Annotated in this window: 17 protein-coding genes, 1 pseudogene and 1 riboswitch; of the genes and pseudogenes, 8 read left to right on the top strand and 10 right to left on the bottom strand. The window is 57.6% G+C overall.

Features of this window, described 5'->3' with window-relative positions:
• Together IJL83_03835 and IJL83_03840 are read right to left on the bottom strand one after the other, a co-directional pair.
• The coding region (locus tag IJL83_03835; GenBank protein ID MBQ6552729.1) for a GGDEF domain-containing protein at positions 1-453 on the bottom strand (453 nt) is incomplete at its 3' end.
• Entirely contained in the window at positions 450-848 is a 399-nt protein-coding gene (locus tag IJL83_03840) for a DUF2752 domain-containing protein (GenBank protein MBQ6552730.1), read from the bottom strand. The genes IJL83_03835 and IJL83_03840, both read right to left, overlap by 4 nt.
• A gap of 80 nt (positions 849-928) precedes the next feature.
• A riboswitch (TPP riboswitch) is annotated at positions 929-1,029 on the top strand.
• A gap of 73 nt (positions 1,030-1,102) precedes the next feature.
• On the opposite strand from IJL83_03840, the gene IJL83_03845 reads away from it, so the two are divergent.
• Both IJL83_03845 and IJL83_03850 read left to right on the top strand, forming a co-directional pair.
• The gene (locus tag IJL83_03845) at positions 1,103-1,948 is read left to right on the top strand and encodes an energy-coupled thiamine transporter ThiT (protein MBQ6552731.1); all 846 of its coding nucleotides are present in this window, start codon (positions 1,103-1,105) and stop codon (positions 1,946-1,948) included.
• Between the two features lies 1 nt (position 1,949).
• Entirely contained in the window at positions 1,950-2,564 is a 615-nt protein-coding gene (locus IJL83_03850) for a thiamine diphosphokinase (GenBank protein ID MBQ6552732.1), read from the top strand.
• Between the two features lie 57 nt (positions 2,565-2,621).
• On the opposite strand, the gene IJL83_03855 is transcribed toward IJL83_03850, so the two are convergent.
• Genes IJL83_03855 through IJL83_03875 form a run of 5 tightly spaced genes read right to left on the bottom strand, consistent with a single transcriptional unit; the run spans position 2,622 to position 7,685 of the window.
• Complete coding sequence (locus IJL83_03855; GenBank protein ID MBQ6552733.1) at positions 2,622-2,984, bottom strand: DUF2304 domain-containing protein; 363 nt, start codon at positions 2,982-2,984, stop codon at positions 2,622-2,624.
• A gap of 1 nt (position 2,985) precedes the next feature.
• Entirely contained in the window at positions 2,986-3,669 is a 684-nt protein-coding gene (locus tag IJL83_03860) for a glycosyltransferase family 2 protein (protein ID MBQ6552734.1), read from the bottom strand.
• Positions 3,666-4,826 carry a glycosyltransferase family 4 protein gene (locus IJL83_03865; protein MBQ6552735.1) on the bottom strand — a complete coding sequence of 387 codons (1,161 nt, stop codon included), beginning with the start codon at positions 4,824-4,826 and terminating at the stop codon, positions 3,666-3,668. Before IJL83_03865 ends, IJL83_03860 begins: the two co-directional genes overlap by 4 nt.
• 11 nt (positions 4,827-4,837) lie before the next feature.
• On the bottom strand, positions 4,838-6,409 hold the full coding sequence (locus tag IJL83_03870) for a DUF2142 domain-containing protein (protein ID MBQ6552736.1): 1,572 nt from the start codon (positions 6,407-6,409) through the stop codon (positions 4,838-4,840).
• Between the two features lies 1 nt (position 6,410).
• Entirely contained in the window at positions 6,411-7,685 is a 1,275-nt protein-coding gene (locus tag IJL83_03875) for a lipopolysaccharide biosynthesis protein (GenBank protein MBQ6552737.1), read from the bottom strand.
• A gap of 157 nt (positions 7,686-7,842) precedes the next feature.
• On the opposite strand from IJL83_03875, the gene IJL83_03880 reads away from it, so the two are divergent.
• Both IJL83_03880 and IJL83_03885 read left to right on the top strand, forming a co-directional pair.
• Positions 7,843-8,712 (top strand): LicD family protein, encoded by an 870-nt coding sequence (locus IJL83_03880; GenBank protein MBQ6552738.1) that lies wholly within the window; start codon positions 7,843-7,845, stop codon positions 8,710-8,712.
• A 57-nt stretch (positions 8,713-8,769) separates the two neighbouring features.
• Positions 8,770-9,165, top strand: coding sequence for a pyridoxamine 5'-phosphate oxidase family protein (locus tag IJL83_03885; protein ID MBQ6552739.1), 396 nt, complete (start codon positions 8,770-8,772; stop codon positions 9,163-9,165).
• A gap of 62 nt (positions 9,166-9,227) precedes the next feature.
• Here IJL83_03885 and IJL83_03890 read toward each other — a convergent pair whose 3' ends face one another.
• Both IJL83_03890 and IJL83_03895 read right to left on the bottom strand, forming a co-directional pair.
• The gene (locus IJL83_03890) at positions 9,228-9,578 is read right to left on the bottom strand and encodes a hypothetical protein (GenBank protein ID MBQ6552740.1); all 351 of its coding nucleotides are present in this window, start codon (positions 9,576-9,578) and stop codon (positions 9,228-9,230) included.
• 809 nt (positions 9,579-10,387) lie between these two features.
• A pseudogene (locus IJL83_03895) lies at positions 10,388-10,498 on the bottom strand (zinc-ribbon domain-containing protein).
• Between the two features lie 137 nt (positions 10,499-10,635).
• On the opposite strand from IJL83_03895, the gene IJL83_03900 reads away from it, so the two are divergent.
• Positions 10,636-11,340 (top strand): DUF2461 domain-containing protein, encoded by a 705-nt coding sequence (locus tag IJL83_03900; protein ID MBQ6552741.1) that lies wholly within the window; start codon positions 10,636-10,638, stop codon positions 11,338-11,340.
• A 9-nt stretch (positions 11,341-11,349) separates the two neighbouring features.
• Positions 11,350-12,015 (top strand): nitroreductase, encoded by a 666-nt coding sequence (locus IJL83_03905; GenBank protein ID MBQ6552742.1) that lies wholly within the window; start codon positions 11,350-11,352, stop codon positions 12,013-12,015.
• Between the two features lie 54 nt (positions 12,016-12,069).
• On the opposite strand, the gene recG is transcribed toward IJL83_03905, so the two are convergent.
• A complete protein-coding gene (gene recG, locus IJL83_03910; protein MBQ6552743.1) occupies positions 12,070-14,097 on the bottom strand; it encodes an ATP-dependent DNA helicase RecG in 2,028 nt (675 codons plus the stop codon).
• A gap of 143 nt (positions 14,098-14,240) precedes the next feature.
• Between recG and fabG the strand changes: the two genes are divergently transcribed.
• Both fabG and rlmD read left to right on the top strand, forming a co-directional pair.
• Positions 14,241-14,966, top strand: a complete 726-nt coding sequence (fabG, locus tag IJL83_03915) for a 3-oxoacyl-ACP reductase FabG (protein MBQ6552744.1) — start codon at positions 14,241-14,243, stop codon at positions 14,964-14,966.
• Between the two features lie 89 nt (positions 14,967-15,055).
• Positions 15,056-16,411 carry a 23S rRNA (uracil(1939)-C(5))-methyltransferase RlmD gene (rlmD, locus tag IJL83_03920; GenBank protein MBQ6552745.1) on the top strand — a complete coding sequence of 452 codons (1,356 nt, stop codon included), beginning with the start codon at positions 15,056-15,058 and terminating at the stop codon, positions 16,409-16,411.
• The last annotated feature ends 190 nt before the right edge of the window (positions 16,412-16,601 follow it).

Consider the following 16,601-nt stretch of genomic DNA (forward strand, 5'->3'; position numbering starts at 1 on the left):
ATTCATTTCATTACGATTAAGTACACCGGTAAGCAAATCTACAGTACTTAGAATTCTGAATTTATCAAACATCTGATAACTGGAAATTTCTGAAGCAAGGAAGAAGGTTGTAAGCTCCAGAGTTTCTTTAATGTGCATTGTTTTTTCAGTATCAAAATTGTTAGCCCAGATATAGCCTAAAAGCTCGTAGCCGGACTTAAGCGGGAAAAGCACAAGACTTTCTACATTGGCTTCTTTCAGCGAATTATACCAGGCTATATCATTTTCTTTAATGAAATTCATTTCATCCGGATTACGATAGATTATGCAGTTACTGCCGTTAAGAACTCCTTCCCAGGTTTTTGCAATATGATAAAAATCCGGAGTAAACCAGTCTTCTTTATATCTTGTTCTGCGGTATTCTTCATCAAAATCTTCGGCAAGTATGCTGCATTGCTCTGTAAGATCATTCATACCAAGAAGTCCACAATAATCAGCGTATAAACGAAACTTCCGGGCGTCAGTGCGCGTATAACGTAGACCGCGAGCAACGCAATCCCGATCGCGGCGGCGACGGCGATCGCGGCGCGTTTTCCGCCGGGAAGCTTCCACTCTTTCCGGTGTATCAGATAAAGCAGCGGCAGCGGCAGAAAGAAGACCAGCGGATGATAATACCACGCTCCCGCGAAGTCGAGCTTCGCGAGCGAAAACAGCGCGCGGCTCATCCCGCAGCCGGGGCAGGGGACGCCGGTCAGCTTGTAAAGCGGGCAGCCGGTCAGAAAAAGCCACAGCGCAAAAAGCGCCGCCGCACCGACATGGATCAGCAGCACCTTTAGTATCCGTCTGCGCTTTGCCGTTTTTTCGTCCATACGGGTATTATACCACGTTCCGAGTTCGCGGTCAATAGCGCGATTTCACTTGACAAGTGCGTGAAACGATGGTATAATACGGTCATCGTCAGGGGCGTAGGCGCCGCAGCGGCGCCTGCTGAGATTGTACCCTTTGAACCTGTTGGCTCACACCATCGTAGGAAGACGAGACGGCGCGGATACGCGGCGTTCCTGCGGGAGCGCCGCTTTTCTTTTTACCGTCCCCCCCGCGAAACCACAAGGAGGAAAACACAATGAACGAAAAAACAAACGCACGCAAGCTGATCGAAGCTTCGCTTATGATCGCGATAGCGACGGCGCTGTCGCTGCTCAAGCTGCTGGAGCTGCCCTACGGCGGAAGCATAACGATGGCTTCGATGCTGCCGATAGTGATAATCGCCTGCCGCAACGGAGTCGGCTGGGGTCTCGCCGCCGGCGCCGTTTACGGAGGCATCCAGCAGCTGCTCGGACTGAAGGTGCTGTCGTGGGTCACGACGTGGTATTCGATACTCGCGGTAATAATCCTGGACTACGTCCTCGCCTTTGCGGTGATCGGCTTCACCGGCGTTTTCAGGAAGCTCAAGAAGCAGAATACCGCGCTCGCGCTCGGAGCGCTTCTCGGATGCCTTCTGCGCTACGTTTGTCACGTTATATCCGGAGCGACCGTCTGGGCGGGGCTCTCGATCCCGACTGCCGCGGCGCTGATCTATTCGTTCGCTTATAACGCGACCTATATGATCCCCGAAACCATCGTCCTCGTCATCGCGGCGTATTACATCGGATCTCTGCTCGACTTCCGCTCCGTCGAGCCGGTAAGACTCGTGCGCGGCGAAAGCGGAAGCGTGAGCGGCAGGATCTACAAGCTCATCGGATGGCTGCTTATCGCGGGCGCCGTTGTTTTCGATGTTGTCAGCATTTTCGGCAAGCTTCAGAACGCCGAGACGGGCGAGTTCGATTTTACCGGTCTGTCGGCGCTGACGGGCGGAGAGATAACCGCCATGGCGTGCGTCACCGGCGGCGCCGTCGTCGCCGCCTGCGTGCTGTTCGTTATCGCGGCGAAGAAGAAAAAGGCGTCTGCGGTCGCGCGGCCGGAGGAATGATATGAAAACGTGTTTTATCGTAGGCGCGGGAGGCCTTGCGGAAGGCGACCTCGCGTTTGAAAAAGGCGCGGACGACCTCGTTATAGCCGCGGACGCCGGATACGTTCCGCTCTTTGCCGCAGGTATCGTTCCGGACGTGATCGTCGGGGACTTCGACTCCGCCGCGAAGCCGGATTTCGACGGTGAGATCATCACGCTGCCTGTCGTCAAGGACGATACCGACGTCGGCTTCGCGCTGAAGGAGGGACTGCGCCGCGGATACGAAAACTTCGTCATCCTCGGCGGGCTCGGCGGGGAGCGCGTATCGCATTCGCTCGCGAATATCCAGCTGCTTTCCTACGTCCGTTCGCGCGGCGGCCGCGCCATGCTGAAACGCGGCGGAACGCGTGTGTTCATCATCGCCGGCGCGTTTGAATTCGGCGCAGGCGAAACCGGCTCGATCTCGCTTTTCGCGCTCAGCGAAAGCGCGGAAGTCGGTATCCGCGGCACGAAGTACGACGGCGAAAGCGTTTCGCTTTCGCGTTCGTTCCCGCTCGGCGTGAGCAACGCCTTCGCCGGAACAGGCGGGCGCATAGAAGTGCGCTCCGGAGAAGTCGCCGCCGTTGCGGAACGATAAATAGCAACAAAACTAAAAGCCCCCGTGCGAGGGGGCTTTTTATATGCTTTTATAAGCTTATTCGGCAGCGTCGGCTTTTTCCGCTTCTCGCGTTTTTCCTTCGTCGAGTGCCTGGCGACTCACAAGCCGGCTGAGCTTATCTTCAAGCCGCGAGAGCTTGACGGACATAAGGAACATCTTGACCAGCAGCAGGAAGATTATCGCTACGAAGACGAAGTTGGACGGCGCCTGGAACCCTATCAGATTCGCGAAAAACGAGGGTATCTGCGGGAAAATGCCTATCACGAGCAGAAACACGCAGAAGAACAGCCAGAAAAGCGTATCGCTGACGTAAAACTGCGATTTGCGTATCTTGACGAAAACGAAAATGAGCGTCAGCAGACTGACGGCGATGAGTATGATCCTCAGAACAAGCGACATATTAACCCCTCCTGAACCATTGCAAAATCAGTATGGAAACGAACATATGCGTCATATACCTGATGGAGCTCAAAAGCGTGAAATAGCTCCTGCCGGCAAAGCGTTCGTTCATCTTGACCTGTGTTTCCACGACCTTAGTGCCCTTGCGCATCATCAGCGCCACGGCGTCGGGCTCCGGTCCGAGCGTGGTTGATCCGATAAAGCGGAGCACGGTTTTGCGGTTATAAACGCGCAGTCCGGAGGTCGGGTCGGTGATGCGCTTGCCGGTCGTAAGCTTTATCGCCAAAGAGATCAGCCTGCTGCCGAGCATACGCATCGTGTGAGGCTTCTTTTCAGTAACATAGCGCGATCCGATGACGATATCGTTTCCGTCTTCGGCGAGCCTGAGCATATCTGCGGCGTATTCGGCGTTGTGCTGTCCGTCGCCGTCGAACTGGACGACGTAATCGTAATCGTGTTCGGCGGCATATACCATACCGGTATAAAACGCTCCGGCGAGCCCGAGATTGACGGGATGACTGACGAAGTTATATCCGTTTCTGCGGCAGATATCCGCGGTTGAATCGGATGATCCGTCGTCGATCACGACGTAATCGTATTGCGGATAGTCCTTGCGCAGACCGTCCACAACGCGGGCGATGCTCCCTTCCTCGTTGTATGCGCGGATAACAAAAAGCGTTTTCATTCGCAGCCGCCTTTCTCCGCGAGCGCGGCGATCTTTCCCGCGGTGCGCTCCCAGGTGAAGTTTTCGTGCAGCAGACGCAGGCACTTTTCCGCTGCGTTTTGCCGGTATTCCGGATCCGCCGCCGCGGTCGCCATCGCCTGCGCAAGCTCGTCCGGATCGTTGCCGTCGAGCAGTATGCCGTAGGTGCCGTCCGGAACAAGCTCGCGTCCGCCGCCGTAGGTCGTGGATATTATAAAGTCGCCGACCGCCGCGGCTTCGAGCAGTGAGGTCGGCAATCCCTCCGGGTAAACGGTGGGCAGGCAGAAGATATCCGCCGCCTTCAGCAGCGCCGCGACGTGCGGGAAGTCGAGCTTTCCGAGCGTCTTTATGCGCCCGTCGGCTTTCGCCTCCGCGTCTATCGCTTCGCGAAGCTGTCCGTCGCCGGCGTAGAGCAGGAACAAGCCGTTTATATCGGCCTTGCGGAACGCCTGCGCGAGCTGCGCCGCGCCCTTCTCTTCGACGAGCCTGCCGGCGTAGGCGAATACGACGGAGCCTTCGGGTATGCCGAGCTCGGCGCGGTAGTCGCATACGGGGCTTTGCGCCGCTTTCGTCAGTTCATCCGGATCGACGGCGTTATAAAGCGTTCCCTCCGCCGCAATGCCGAAGTGGCGGAGCCAGTCGCAGGCCGCCCGGGAAACGCCGAAATAACGCTTGCAGTATTTTTTCAGCCGCCATGTCAAAAAGTGCTCCCACCGTGCGCCGAGCGCGTCGAGCAGGCGGTTGCCGACTGTCATATGCGCGGAGCCGTGGTCGATGGCGACGCAGGTCGAGCCCTGCTTTTTCGCCAGCTTCGCGCAGAAGTGGCTGTGCAGATAGAATCTCGCGTTGACGACCGTCAGGTCAAAGCGTTTTGACATCAGTTCCTTTTTCAGCTTTCGGAATTCGCCGTTGCGCTTCGGCATCGGATAACGGCCCTTCATCACGTTGAAGCAGGGCATACGGTATATCTCCACACCGTCAGCGACCTCGTGCCCGGGCAGGCGGAAGACGTTGGAGGTAAGCACGGTAACGCTGTGCCCTTCGGCGGTCAGGCGCTTTGCGACGTTATAAACGTAGCGTTCGATGCCTCCGAGGTTCGGCAGGTAGTTTGCGCAGCAGAGACAGATATTCTTTCCCATATTTCCTCCCGTCAGGCGAATACCGTTCCGAAGTAAACAAGCGGCATAAGCAGGTTGTAATATATGCAGAAGAATACTATGTATTTATCGCTGTTAGCGGGCCGGCTGAGGCCGTTTCCTCTGATGGCGAGGAAGAAAAGCGGAAGAGCCGGTATAAAGTATCTGCCCTGCACTCCTTCGATAGTGCTCGAGGTGAGCGGGGTCCAGGAAAAAAGGATGGACAGAGCCGCGAGCGCGCAGGTCAGTCCGCCTAGCAGCCACATCCAGAGCTTTTCGCTCGCGGATAAAACGCCGAGCTGTTCATCCTTTCGGCGTATGAAGGAGTAACCGAGCACGCCGAGCATCGGGATCCACATAAACACGGGCACGGTTATCTGCAGATAACCCATATGCGATCCTATCATTGTGGAAAGAAAATAATCGGTTTTTTTGAAGAATGTATTGACGAGCACGCGTATGAAATCAAACGGGTGCGACAGCGCGTAAGAAACGGAAAAGGCTTCCGTCTGGCTCCAGGTAACGACATTTCCGTCGCCCATATACGTTGAGATTTTGCCGAGCTGCGAAACGAGAAGGACGGCGATGCTCAGCACGACGACACCCGTCTTGATAAACGCCGCTTTTTTTCCGGACATCCCGAATTTTTCGGAAGGGATCAGGAAAACCGCAAACACGATGACGAAATACACGAGCTTTGACGGCGCGAGCAGGACCGCCCAGACGGCGCAGAGAATAACGTCTTTCAGCGTTACGCTGCCGGGCTTTTCACGCATATAGAGGACCTGCGATATAAAGAGCATAGCCAGCGCGATAACGAGGAAGTCGTAAGAATATGACGCGACGAGATGTATCGTCATCGGCAGCGCGGATATGACAAAAAGCGCCGTCTTGCCGTAAGGCATACGTTTTATCGCCCACCAGACCGCGACGGTGTAAAGCGCCAGGTTGGCAAGCCTGCCGAAGTAGAAGGTCGGTATCGAGCCGAGGTGGAAAAGCCGCGCGATCGCGATGCCGAACGCGGAAGCTATGTATCCGAGCGGCGCGTTTTTTACGAAGACGGACGGCATAGGCGTCATTTCGCGTCCGGAGGTGAAAAAGTCGAAATTGCGTATAATGGAGGAATAGTATTCCGGCGTCAGATAATTGCCGCGCAGGTTGCTCAGCAGATCGGCGTCTGCGCTCCGCATAAGCAGACGGTCATCGCCGAATTGGTCAAAATTGAGCACCAGATAGTTGGATATGCGGTATGCGGAAAGATAGTGGACGTGCTCGTCCGGTATCGTGAAGGGGAGAAAAACGGCGGCGTATATCACGCCGGCGGAAACCATAAAAATAACGAACAGCTTTTCGATCGACAGGCTTTTCCGCGTCATCAGGAAGTAGCAAAGCAGGATAAGACCGCAGCCTAAAACGGCGACGGCGAGAAAAGCGAAGGCGAATTTCCTGACAGGGACGCCCGCGGAAGAGCGGAAAATCATAAAAAAATAGTAGAGCGCAAATATGGCAAAAACCGCGATCGCTACTGTCAGCATCACGCTTTTGCGGCGTTTCTCGAGAAACGAAGCGAGTTTCTTTTCCGGCATATTATTCCTCCGTATGTTTTATTTCGGGATTTTTGCGCGCCTTTCTGAAAACGGCAACGAGCATTGAAGCCATCGCGGCGAAGAGCAGCGCAGTTTCCGCGAGATAAGAGAGTGCGGCTCCGGTCACGCCGAGCCGCGCAACGAGAAGCTGCGGCACGGCGAGCGAGAACACCGTCGTTATTCCGTATGCGATAAGGCAGAGCCGTTGCTTGCGCATGGTCGTGAAAAGCGTCAGCGCGAGCGTGGCGGACGCGCTGAAGCAGCCCGCGGTCAGCAGTATCAGCAGCGTTCCGCGCATACCCTCGAGGTCGGCTCCGTAGAGAAAACCGAGAACGGGAAGACCGAATAAAGCTCCCGCGCCGAGCGCGGCGACGGTGACGACGCCTATCCAGAGATACAGTATCATCGACGTGCGCTTGAACTTATCATACTCTCCGCGCACCCAGCTTTCCGAAAGTGAAACGAGCTGCGGGCGAAACGCGAATATGCTGAGCAGATTTATCACGAATGCGGGCATAACAAGGTAACCGTATACTGCCTGATCCGCCTCCGACATCAGAGTGTCGATAGCATACTTCGGCGCGTTGAAGATGAACTGGTTGAGAAACGCCGAAAGGAACAACGGCAGCGCGCAGAGGAATATCGCTTTAAGATTTTTAAAAGCAAAATCCGGCTTCAGTCCGCTGAAGTTGCGGCTGTACGGCACGTCGTGGAGGAATACCCAGAGCAGCGCAACAGCGACCATCGGAAGCGCAGAAACGACAAGATTCCGCGTGAAATAAAGCGTGGCCGAAAACGCGGCGGCGGCGAGCAGCACGATACATGCGAGCGAACGCCCCGCCACGCGCAGATATCCGTTCAGGTGCAGATTGCCCTGAAACAAATCCGCCAGCGCGAGGATCGACATATAAACGCAGACGATCGCTATCAGCAGTGCCTTTTCACCAGTGTAGCCGCGGATCAGTATAAAGATTGCGGAAGCCGCCCACATAAGCAGCACGGTGATTATGCGGAAGCCGAGCAGAGAGCCGAACGAAAACTCGCGTTTCGCGTCGGTGACCTGCGCGTTGCGCATTTCAAATGCACCGACGGTGTACATCATCTGTGCCGTCGAATAGGCAAGCGTAAACACGCCCGCGGCATCGCGGCCGAGCAGATGGCTCACGACGACGAGCAGCACAACGGAGATCGCCGCGTTCACGGCGCTGCCGAACATATTGTTAATGAAGTCCTTTTTCGCTGACTTCTCGGGAAGCCGGTAAACCGGAAACGTCATTTTATTTCACCTTATATCAGTTCCTGCGGACAATATATATCTGAATAGCATTATATCACCGAAACGGTGATAATTCAACTGTAAAATGTCTTTTTTGCCGCGTATTGACATTTGAAGGCACATTTGGTATAATCGCGGCATAGAGAGGTGCGGGGATATGAGAGAATACGATGCTGCGGAGTTACGCGGGCTTCAGCTTTGCGAGCTCGAGATTCTTCGCGATTTTATCACCATATGTGAAAAGAACGATATAGCGTATTTCGGCATGGCGGGCACCGGTATCGGCGCGCTCCGTCACGGCGGTTTCATCCCGTGGGACGATGATATCGACGTCGGCGTGTTGTGGCGCGACTATCCGCGAATGGTGAAACTGATCGAGGAGACTTATCCCGACAAATACGTCGTCGTGAATGCGGAAAAATACGACGAATGCCCGATAATGAACACACATATCGTTATGAAGGGCACACGGTTCGTCGAATCGGGCTGCGGCAAGTTCGATTACCCACAGGGCATATTCCTCGACGTATTTACCTTTTTCAAAGCGCCCGCGGACGAAGCGGAACGCCGCAGGCATTCGTCTAAGGCGTGGTTTTACGGCAAGCTGCTGATACTGCGGCATATGGCGTTCCCGAAGGTGCCGTTCAAGGGCTTCAAGGCGAAGCTGGCGCACTGTGCTACCGCCGCGGCGCACGTCCTTGTCAGCGTCTTCTGGTCGCACAAGCGGCTTTATAAAAAGATAATGCGCATCTGCACGAAGTACGACGGGCAGGATACCGGCTTCAACGAGTGGTTTTTCGAGACGAAAAAGCACGCGAGCGTTTATACCGACGACGTGATATTCCCCCTGCGTAAGATAAAGTTTGAAGATGTTGAAATGTGCTTCCCGAACAAGCTCGAGGAGCGCCTGACGTCCTTCTACGGCGACTATATGCAGCTGCCGCCGCCGGAGAAGCGGCATAATCACTGTCCGGACGAGCTCGTCCTGCCGGACGGCGCTTGTCTCGAAGAAAAGCAGGCGGTTTGATTATATAATTACCGCTTTTGCGGCTTATATTACTATGATTGAAAAAGGAGAAAGATCATGAGCAAGATTGGCGATTTTCTAAAGGAAACGGGGACGTTTTTTCTCGCGACCGTTGACGGCGAAAAACCGAGGATTCGCCCGCTTGGGTTATTCATCGAAGAGGGCGGCAGGGTGATCTTCGGAGTCGGCAGCTTCAAAAACGTGTATAAGCAGCTCTGCGCGGATCCGTACGTGGAGATCGTTGCCTGCAAGGGCGACGGCCATTGGCTCCGTTACAGCGGCAGGGCGGTCTTCGAGACCGATCCGAAGTATGAAGAGGCGGCGCTCGAAGCGGCTCCGAATCTGAAGAACGTCTACAACGAATCCACCGGGTATCACCTGATGATGTTCCATCTGGAAGACGCGACGGCATTCGACATCCCCGTCATGGGCAAGGGCGAAAGTCTGCTCTGATAAAACGCATAACGAAACGTCGGGAAAGCGAATCGCTTTCCCGACGTTTTTGCGTTATTGTGTCAGAATATCTTTTTGAGGAACGTGCGGATAAATCCGAGCACGTCGACGTTGAGCTGGACGACCAGGAATATCACGCCGAAAAACACGAGCTGTATCGCCGTGGCTATCAGCGCGGCCTTCGCCCAGACGCGCATCGTCTCGGTCTCTTTTTTGCCGAACGCCCAGATGCAGAGCAGGACGATGTAGATGATTATTCCCGCGCAGGGAATGATCGGTATGCACATACGCCACAGCCATCCGGCGACCGTCATTTCGCTTTCGGAGCCGGATTCACCGTTCTCTTCGGGCGTTTCTTCGGCTTCCGCCGCTGCCTCTTCGGAGGAGATCAATTTCTCGTCGCGTTCTTCCATAAGGATCACTTGCGGGTATAATCCGCGGAGCTGCCGTTGGTGTCGGTCAGCGTGAGGGTGTCGCCGTTGACTTCGAAGGTGTATTCCAGAGTAGTGTCGTAGCCCATGACCGTGTAGGTGATCGTGAGATGGTCTCCGTCGACTTCATACGTGCCGTCGAAGTTCATGCCGAGCGCGCCGATTTTGCAGTCGCCGTCGTCGAACTCGTAGGAGGAGAGGCCGTATTCGTCCTCCCATCTGCCTTCGAGTTCGTCCTCGTCAAAGCCGGGGAGGTTGGGTCTGTCGCCGCCGCTGTTGTCGCCGGAAGGCGCCGCGCCCTTACGCGTGAAGGTCACGGCTGCGTCGTCATCGTCTTCGATGTAGAAGGTGAGCTTGTCGCCTTCGAGTTCGTAGTTGTAGGTAATGGTCATGCCCTGGCGCTTCATGGTGATCTTGTCGCCGCTTAAGCTGTAGGTGAAGTCGTCGCCGTCGAGCGTGCCCTTGCCGCCGTCGAGGACCATTTCTTCGCCGTAGTTGCTGAGCCAGGTACCGTCGAGCTTGCCGCTGCCGTTGAGGAAGCCGGGCCAGACGAAGAGCGCGATCGCCGCGAGTCCGAGCACGAGGATTATCGCGATGACGGCGATGAGACCCTTCTTGCTCTTCTTGGGCGTCTCGGAGAATCCGGTGTAGCCGGTCGGATACGGCTGCTGATACTGGGGCTGCTGGGGATAGCCCTGCGGCTGCTGATAAGCGGGCTGCTGATACTGGGGCTGCTGATACTGGGGCTGCTGGTACTGGGGCTGCTGGACCGGCTGCTGATAAACCGGCTCCTGAACGGGCTGTTCAACGGGCGCGGCCTGAACGATGGGAGTGCCGCAGCTCGTGCAGAACTTCGTGCCGTCGGGATTCTGCGCGCCGCAGTTGGTGCAGAAATTTGCCATAGTATTTACTCCTTTCATATATGCCTTTACTGATTAGAATAATATCATAGCGGCGATTTTTTGTCAACATAAATTGTTCGCGTTTTTACGTTGAAAAACGCCATCCGACATGTTATAATATCTGCAGAGGTGGAAATATGCCTATAAGTCAGAAAAGTCTGGATTTCCTTGCGGAGAACCGCTTCCGCAACAGTAAGAAATGGTATGACGAGCATCGCGCCGAATACCTCGAATACGTCGTCGAACCGCTCGCGGCGATAGTCTGCGACCTTTCGGAAACGATGCGCGCGATCGACGACCGCATCGTCTGCCTGCCGAAGGTGGGCGGCAGCATATCCCGTCTGCGCCGCGACACTCGCTACTCGAACGACAAATCGCTCTACCGTCAGAACGTCTGGCTCTACTTCGGGCGCAAGGACGCGTCCCGCGTTGAGCATCCCGCGTTTTACGCGGATATTTCGCCGGACGGCTTCTCCTACGGCTGCGGTTACTACTGGGCGGGAGCCGACGTGTGCGCCGGACTGCGGCGGCTCGTGCTCGACGACGACCCGGTGTTCGAGGCGGCGGCGAAGGCGTTCGAGGGGCAGAAGGTCTTCTCCTTCGGGGGCGAGACCTACAAGAAACCGCACTACCCGGACGAGCCGGAGCGCAAGCGCATCTGGCTTGAGAAACGCAACTACTTTTTCTACCGCGACTGCGGCAAAGACGTTATGTTTTCGCCCGACCTTTCGCGGATACTCGCGCGCGATTTCCCGCTGCTCGCGCCGGTATACAAGCTGCTGCTGAAGGCGGAAACGCCGCGCGCCGAGGCGCATTCCGCGCGCCCCGAGTTCGAATTTTAGGAGGAGCATATGGATATTCTCGAAATTATGGAACAGCGCCATTCCGTGCGCAAATATCTCGACAAACCGCTCACGGCGGAGCAGATCGAAACGCTCGAAGCGGAGATAAACGCCTGCAATTCCGAAGGCGGCCTGCGCATCGCGCTCGTGACGGACGAGCCGAAGGCGCTCGGCGGCTTCAAGGGAAAAATCAGCAGCTTCCGCAACGCCGTCAACTATTTCGCTATGGTCGGGCCGGACGATGCGCTGATTGACGAAAAGTGCGGCTGGTACGGCGAACGCCTCGTGCTGAAGGCGCAGGAGCTCGGGCTGAACACCTGCTGGATCGCGGGCTCCTACAGCGGCGGCTGCCGCGCCCTCGCGGGCGAAGGAGAACGCCTGAGCTGTATTATCAGCATCGGCTTCGGCGAAACGCAGGGCGTTCCGCATAAGAACAAGCCGGAGGAACCGCGCTTCACCGTCGAAGGCGAAGAGCCGGAGTGGTTTGACCGCGGCAGGCGCGCCGTTATGCTCGCGCCTACCGCGATAAATCAGCAGAAGTTCCGCTTCACCCTCCGCGGCGGCGAGCTTTACGCCGAAGAGACCGGCGGCTTCTACTCGAATATAGACCTCGGCATCGTGAAATATCACTTCTTCGCCGCGACCGGCGTCGACTGCCGCAGGTGGAACGAATAAAAACGTATGAAAAAACGACCCCCGTATCCGCGGATACGGGGGTTTTCATTTTTATCACGGCGTTCGCGAGAACATTCGCTTTATCCACGCGCGCAGCGGAGCGTTCTCCGGCTTCTTCAGCTGCGGGTCGTCCTCGAAGGTCTTTTTCGCGCAGGCGAGCGTGTCGTAAAAGACGTTCATATCGCGCTCGAGGTCGGCGATCTCGAACTCGGGCAGACCGTGCTGGCGCTTGCCGATGAGGTCGCCCGGGCCGCGCAGCTCGAGGTCCTTTTCGGCGATCTTGAAGCCGTCGGAGCTCTTCGCCATGAACTGCAGGCGCTCGGCGGCGGACTCCGCGTCAGAGATCAGCACGCAGTAGGAATCCCACCTGCCGCGCCCGATGCGCCCGCGCAGCTGATGAAGCTGCGAGAGGCCGTAGCGCTCGGCGTTTTCGATCACCATGACGTTGGCGTTCGGCACGTCCACGCCGACCTCGATAACGGTGGTGGAGATGAGTATCGAGATATTGCCCTCGGAAAACGCCTTCATCGTCGCGTCCTTCTCGCGCGGCGGCATCTTGCCGTAGACGAGCCCGACGGAATAGCCGCGGAAGACTCCCTGCGCGAGCTGCTCGTAATACTGCTTCGCGGAGGCGGCGTCCACCTCCTCGTTTTCCTCTACGAGCGGGCAGACGAGGTACGCCTGCCGCCCCTCGTCGACGTTCTTCTTGATGAAATTAAAAATGCGCGTGCGGTAGGTGCCGTCGACGGCGTAGGTCGAGATCTTTCCGCGTCCGCGGGGGAGGGAATCGAGCACGGAGATGTCGAGGTCGCCGTACATTATCAGCGCGAGCGTGCGGGGGATCGGCGTCGCGGACATTATAAGCACGTGCGGCGAACGGCTCTTTTCCGCGAGCGCGGCGCGCTGGCGCACGCCGAAGCGGTGCTGTTCGTCGGTGATCGCGAGCCCGAGCGAACGGAAGACGGTGTCGTCGGTAATTACGGCGTGGGTGCTGACGAGCATATCGACGGAGCCCTCCGCGAGCCGCGCCTTTATATCGCGCTTCTTCGCGGCGGGAGTGCTTCCGGTCAGGAGCTCGACGGATACGCCGAGCGGCTCGAAGAAGCCGAGCAGCGTCCTGTAATGCTGGGTCGCGAGTATCTCGGTCGGCGCCATCAGCACCGACTGGTATCCGTTCCCGCGCGCGAAGTACATCGCCGCGGCGGCTACGGCGGTCTTGCCGCTGCCGACGTCGCCCTGAAGCAGACGCTGCATCGGGCGGCTGCCCTGCATATCGGCGGTAATCTCCGCGACGGCGCGCTTCTGCGCGTCGGTCAGTTCAAAGGGGAGGGAGCGCGTGAAGGGGGTTATGTCGGTCTCGCCCATCGGCGTGCCGGTCAGCCCGCGGTTGCGCCCCTTGATGAGCTGCAGGCCGAGCTGGAAGAGGTAGAGCTCCTCGAATACGAAGCGGCGGCGCGCGACCGAAACGTCGTTGTAATCTTTCGGGAAGTGTATGGCGCGGTAGCATTTCGCCGCGGGCGCGAGTCCGTTTTCCGCGCGCACGTCGGAGGGCAGGAGGTCTTCTATCCCGTCGCCGACGGCGTCGAGCACGTTTTTGACGCAGTTTGAAACTATGTTGTGAGTCAGCCCGCCGGTCAGCGAATAGAGCGCGCGCATCCCGCCCGCCTTAGTGACGGGAAGCACCTCCGGCGAGGACATACTGAGCGCGCCGCGGTCGAACTCGACCTTGCCTTTGAAGAGGAATTCCTTGCCGTATTCGAGCGACTCGGCGGTGTATTTGCGGTTAAAGATCGTTATTTTTATCCGTCCCGTATCGTCGGCGGCGACGGCGGTGAAGACGGTCATATCCTTGCGGATATAGCGTCCCGCGGCGGGAACGACGACGCGGGCGCGGATGAGCGCGTCATCGTTTTCGCGCAGGTCGCGTATGAATTTTATCTCGTTCAGATCCTCGTAAGCGCGGGGGAAATGGCGCAGCAGATCGAGCGCGGTGTTTATGCCGAGCTTCGCGAAAAGCTTCGCGCGCGCTTCTCCGACTCCGCGCACCTGCTTTATGGGCTTGTTCAGGTCAAAACGCTCCATACCGCGCCTCCCTTCGCGTTTGATACACAGATTATACCATATCAAACAAGAAAAGTCACTATCTTATTTATTAGCAGATTGACAAGCGAAAATCGTAATGCTATAATCATTGTGTATAATTAGGATAAGTAGGGGTGAAATAAATGTCGCTCAGCGGAAAAACCGCTTACATAACCGGCGCGTCGGGAGGCATAGGCGGCGAGATCGCGAAAAAACTGCACGCCGCCGGATGCCGCGTCGCGCTGTTTTGGCACAGCGACGAAGCGGCCGCCGCGCTCGCGGAAACGCTCGGCGAAGGCGCCGCGGCGTTCCGCTGCGACGTCGCGGACTTCGCCTCCGTCGACTCCGCGTTTGCGGAAGCGGAAGCGGCGCTCGGCGCCGCGGATATCCTCGTCAACAACGCCGGAGCCGCGCTCTTCGGGCTGCTCCAGAACTGCGCGGACGCGGACTTCGACCGCGTCGTCGGCGTGAATCTGAAGGGCGTTTTCAACTGCTGCAAACGCGCGCTGCCCGCGATGATCTCCGCCAAAAGCGGCGCGATAGTCAATATCTCGTCAATGTGGGGAGTCGCCGGCGCGTCATGCGAGGCGGTCTACTCGGCGTCGAAGGCGGGGGTCGTCGGGTTGACGAAGGCGCTCGCCAAGGAGGTCGGCCCGAGCGGCATAACGGTCAACTGCGTCGCTCCCGGCGTCATAGATACGAAGATGAACGCGCGTCTTACCCCGGAAACGAAGGCGTCTCTCGCCGCCGAAACTCCGCTCGGCCGCATCGGAACTCCGGCTGACGTCGCGGACGCGGTCGCGTTCCTCGCGGACGCCGCCTTCATAACGGGGCAGACGCTCGGCGTCGACGGCGGCTTTATACTGTGAAACCCGCGGAGACTGCTCCGCATTCATGATAAACCATCAAACTTTTAAGGAGGGGTGCGTGCCGGAGTATCCTCCGCGCACGACATACTATGCTTGAAAAGAACGATCTCATCGAATTGACGGTAGAAGGCGTAACGTCGGACGGCAGCGGGGTAGCCCGCGCCGACGGCATCGCCGTGTTCCTCCCGCTCGCCCTGCCGGGCGACAAGGTCGAAGCCCGCATCGTGAAGACCGCGAAAAACTGCATATACGGAAAGGTGGAGCGCGTTATTACGCCGGCGCCCGACCGCGTCGAGCCGGACTGTCCGGTCTTCGGCAAGTGCGGCGGCTGCGCCTACCGCGACGCGGAATACGCCGCGGAGCTGCGCTATAAGAAGGATAAGATGACCGCCGCGCTCCGCCGCATCGGCGGCATAGATATCGAGGTGCCGGACGTTATCGGCTGCGCCGAGTCCGACCGCTACAGAAACAAGCTTATGCTGCCCGTCGGCGTCGACTTCGACGGCTACCCGCGCTGCGGCTTCTACGCCAAGCGCAGCCACCGTATCGTGCCGAGCGACGACTGCGCGCTGCATCCCGAAGTTTTCATGCGGATAGCGCATTTCACCTTCGACTATCTCATCGCGAACGGCGTCACGGCGTACGACGAAACGGTCGGCAGGGGACAGCTCCGCCACGTCTATATCCGTCAGGCGCCGACGAGCGGGGAGATAATGCTCTGCGTAGTGATCAACGGCGACAGGCTCGACTGCGGCGCGCAGTTCGCCGCCGAGGTCACGGAGCGCTTCCCGGAGATCAAGTCGGTCGTTATGAATATCAACCGCGCTGACGGCAACATAATCCTCGGCGCGAAGTGCGTTACCCTCGCGGGTTCGGACTATATAAACGGCACCCTTCGCGGAGTGAATATCCGCATCTCGCCGCTCTCCTTCTGTCAGGTCAACTCCGCGCAGACGGTGAAGCTTTACGACGTCGCCGAGGAGTTCGCGGAGGTGACTCCGGAGACCCGCCTGCTCGATCTCTACTGCGGAGCCGGACTGATAGGCCTTTCCATGGCGAACAAGGTCAAGGAACTGATAGGCGTCGAGATAATACCCGACGCCATCGAGGACGCGAAGGCGAACGCCGCCGCGAGCGGCATAACGAACGCGGAGTTCCTCTGCGGCGACGCGCCGGTAGCGGCCGAGAAGCTGCGCTGCGCGGGCAGGGAGCCGGACGTCGTCATCCTCGATCCGCCGCGCGCGGGATGCGCGCCGGCGCTGATCTATTCGGTCACGGATATGAAGCCGGAGCGGGTAGTATATATCTCCTGCGACGTCGCCACCCAGGCGCGCGATCTGAAGCTTTTCGCCGAGCGCGGCTACAAGACCGTCAAGGCGCAGGGCATAGATATGTTCCCGCGCACCGCGCATGTCGAGACAGTCGTTCGACTGTCCCGACAATGAATTGCGCCTGACGGCGCGTGAATTGTCCTTCGGACATGAATTGACCTTTGGTCATGAATTGCCCTGCGGGGCATGAAGGCGCAATTCAATTCACGGAGCGCAGCGAGAAATCATGCGCGTAGCGCAAATCATGACGCGCAGCGTCAATTCATTCAAAGGAGAAAAGCTATGGCAGACAACCAACTTGTTA

It is taken from the genome of Clostridia bacterium, assembly GCA_017438525.1.
In the GTDB taxonomy this organism is placed as follows: Bacteria; Bacillota; Clostridia; order Oscillospirales; family RGIG8002; genus RGIG8002.